This window comes from Amycolatopsis rhizosphaerae, assembly GCF_007713715.1.
GTDB lineage: Bacteria > Actinomycetota > Actinomycetes > Mycobacteriales > Pseudonocardiaceae > Amycolatopsis_E > Amycolatopsis_E rhizosphaerae.
On sequence record NZ_VJWX01000649.1, the window covers coordinates 1 to 3,447 of the forward strand.

Sequence of the window (3,447 nt, forward strand, 5' to 3'; positions counted from 1 at the left end):
CTCTCATCCTGCGGGCCGGTGTCCCCGGCACTCCCCCAGACAAGGCCGCCCGGCGGAAAGACCACAGGGGCGGAAGTCCTCCGGGCAGGCGACCAAATCCCCCGGCCGGGGCGAGGCCGGGCTGGCACCGTCTTCCTCGGCCGGGCCCAAGGCGGGCCGAGGCCGGAAACACGGGAGGTTGAGGTGTCCACAGTGGAGTCGGTGTCCCGGATCGTGGTCGGGGTCGACGGATCCCCATCGTCGAAGGAGGCGCTGCGCTGGGCGGTCCGGCAGGCGGAACTGACCGGCGCGGAGGTGGAGGCGGTGTTCGCCTGGCACTACCCCAGCGCCTACGGCTGGGCCCCGTCGGTCGACGTCGACCTGGAAACGCTGGCTTCGCGGGCGCTGGCCGACACCCTGACCGAGGTGCTCGGCACCGCGCCCGCCGTGACGGTGCACCCGGCGGTCCGCGAGGGCATCACCGCCTCGGTGCTGCTGTCGGCGGCCGAGGGCGCGGATCTGCTGGTGGTGGGCAGCCGCGGGCACGGCGGGTTCGCCGGTGCGCTGCTCGGTTCGGTGGGACAGCACTGCGTGCAGCACGCGCACTGCCCGGTCGTCGTCATCCGCGACGGTGTCCACAGGAACTCCTCCGAAACGGACGCATGAACCGGGGGCAGGGACTTTCGTCGGCCGCGATGGGACTTTCGGCACCTGTCTCCGCGCGGCCACGCTCGGTCACCCTGGATGCCGTGAACGCGTTGACGGAGACGGTCCCGCCGTTCCGGCGCCGGTCCGCCCGCCGGAGGACCGGCGGGCGGCTGGGCGTGCTGGCCACGGCGCTGCTCCTGACCACCGGACTCGCACCGGCCGCCCGCGCGGCCGGCGCCCCGCCCGAGACGGCCGCGGTATTCACCCGCGCCTACGACACCACCGCCAAGGTGGTGACGCTGACCTTCGACGCGGACTGGTGGAGCCCCGGCGACACGAACGCGGTGCTGAACATCCTGCGGGACAACAAGATCACCGCCGGGTTCGCGCTCACCGGGCGGTACGCCGAAAAGTTCCCCGACCAGACCAGGGCGCTGCTCGGCGCCGGGCACAAGCTGATCAACGCGACCTACGACCACCCGTACCTGACGATGCAGGACCAGGCGCAGCGATGGTCCGAAATGGACCGCGCCGAGGCGGTGTTCAACCGGCTCGGCTTCTCCTCGGCGGGCTGGTTCCGCACGCCCTACCGGGACGGCTACCTCGACCAGGGGGTCAACCGCGATCTGGCCCGGCACGGCTACTACGTCAACTACGACTGGACCTTCGACACAACCGGGGACCAGGGCACGAGCATCGACGCGATCCTGGCCAGGGTCCGCCAGTACACCGTCCCCGGCGCCACGATCCGGATGCACCTGAGCGACAACTCCACCGATGTCGCCGCGCTCGGAGCGGTCATCAACACCTTGCGCAGCATGGGATACGGCTTCGCCGATCCCAGCCTGTCGGTGACCCGCGGGGTCATCGGCCGCAAGTACGCCGACCTGGGCGCCGAGCATTCGCCGGTCGGGACGCCCGGCAGCGCCGAACTGGCCGCCGCCCCGTCCCACGGCGCGGAGCAGTGGTACCAGGGCGGGCGGATCTTCTGGCGCGAAGACCTCGGCGCGCACGAGGTGCACGGCGCGATCGGCGCCAGGTACTTCGCGCTGGGCGGGCCGGACTCGTTCCTGTCCTATCCGGTGACCGACGAGACCGAGGCCGCCGACGGCGGACGGCTGAACCACTTCGTCGCGGGTTCGATCTACTTCTCCCCCGCCACCGGGGCCCACGAGGTGCACGGCATCATCCGCGACAAGTGGGCCACGCTCGGCTCGGAACGCGGGCTGCTGCACTACCCCACCACCGACGAAACGGCCGCGGACGGCGGCGGGCGGTTCAACCACTTCCAGGACGGGTCGATCTACTACAGCCCCGCCACCGGCGCCCACGAGGTGTACAACGTCATCCGCAGCAGATGGGCGGCACTGGGCTGGGAACGGGGCGTGCTGCGCTACCCCACCACCGACGAGACCCCGGCACCGGACGGGGTCGGCCGCTACAACCACTTCCAGGGCGGGTCGATCTACTACACCCCCGCGACCGGGGCCCACGAGGTCCACGGCGCCATCAGGGACAAGTGGGCCGCCCTGAACTGGGAAAAGGGTTTCCTCGGCTACCCCACCACGGACGAGTACGCCGTCACCGGCGGACGAGCGGGCACCTTCCAGGGCGGGATCGTCTACTTTTCGCCCGCGACCGGGGCGCACGAGATGAACGGCGCGATCCTCGGCCAGTACCTGCAGCTCGGCGGTCCCGACAGCAGGCTCGGCCTGCCCGTGAGCGACGAATACCCCGTCCCCGAGGGCAGGCGCAGCGACTTCCAGCACGGCTCGATCCTGTGGAACACCGCGACCCGCACCGCGATCGTGCGGCCGTGAAGCCGGCCGTGGACGGGCCGGGCACCCTCGCCACCGCGGGCCTGTCGGCGGCCGAGGCCCGGGAGCGCGCCGAACGGGGGCAGGCCAACACCGTCGTCCGCCGCGGCAGCCGCAGCGCCGTGGACATCGTGCGGGCGAACGTGTTCACCCGCTTCAACGCGATCATCGGCACCCTGTTCGCCATCATCCTGGTGATCGGCCCGCCGCAGGACGCGCTCTTCGGCTTCATCATCCTGGTCAACACCCTGATCGGGATCGTGCAGGAACTGCGGGCCAAGCGCACGCTGGACCGGCTGGCGATCCTGGGCGAGGCGCGGCCGCGCGTGGTGCGCGACGGCGTGGTCACCGACGTTCCCACCGAGTGGATCGTCCTGGACGACGTGATCGACCTCGGCCCCGGCGACCAGCTCGTGGTCGACGGCGTCGTGCTGGCCGGTGCGGGACTGGCGGTGGACGAATCGCTGCTCAGCGGCGAGCCGGACCCGGTGGCCAAGAAGCCGGGCGAGCAGGTCCGGTCCGGCAGCTTCGTGGTCGCGGGCACCGGGCGGTACCGGGCCACGAAGGTGGGCAACGCGGCCTACGCCAACGAACTCGCCGAGCAGGCGAGCCGCTTCGCGCTCACCCGTTCCGAACTGCGCGCGGGGATCGACCGGATCCTCCGCTGGATCACCTGGCTGTTCGTCCCGGCCGCGGCGGTGACGGTCTACGGGCAGCTGAGGGCCCATCAGGGGCCCGTCGAGACGGTGCGGGGCACGGTGGCCGCGCTGGTCCCGCTGGTGCCCGAAGGGCTGGTGCTGCTGACCAGCATCGCGTTCGCGGCCGGGGTGATCCGGCTGGGCCGCCGCCGGTGCCTGGTGCAGGAGCTTCCCGCGCTGGAGGGGCTGGCGCGGGTCGACACGGTCTGCACCGACAAGACCGGCACCCTCACCGAGACCGGGATGCGGGTCGGGCGGGTCTGCCCGGTGGCGTCCGGCACCACCTCCGCCACCCTGTCCGGGCT

3 protein-coding genes are annotated in these 3,447 nt (G+C 71.9%); all 3 read left to right on the plus strand.

The window, feature by feature from the left end:
• Positions 1-183: 183 nt before the first annotated feature.
• Positions 184-645, plus strand: a complete 462-nt coding sequence (locus FNH05_RS34865) for a universal stress protein (RefSeq protein WP_246128129.1) — start codon at positions 184-186, stop codon at positions 643-645.
• An 83-nt stretch (positions 646-728) separates the two neighbouring features.
• A complete protein-coding gene (locus FNH05_RS34870) occupies positions 729-2,447 on the plus strand; it encodes a polysaccharide deacetylase family protein (RefSeq protein WP_186382894.1) in 1,719 nt (572 codons plus the stop codon).
• A partial coding sequence (locus FNH05_RS34875; RefSeq protein ID WP_144593111.1) for an HAD-IC family P-type ATPase occupies positions 2,444-3,447 on the plus strand: 1,004 nt, incomplete at its 3' end. The genes FNH05_RS34870 and FNH05_RS34875, both read left to right, overlap by 4 nt.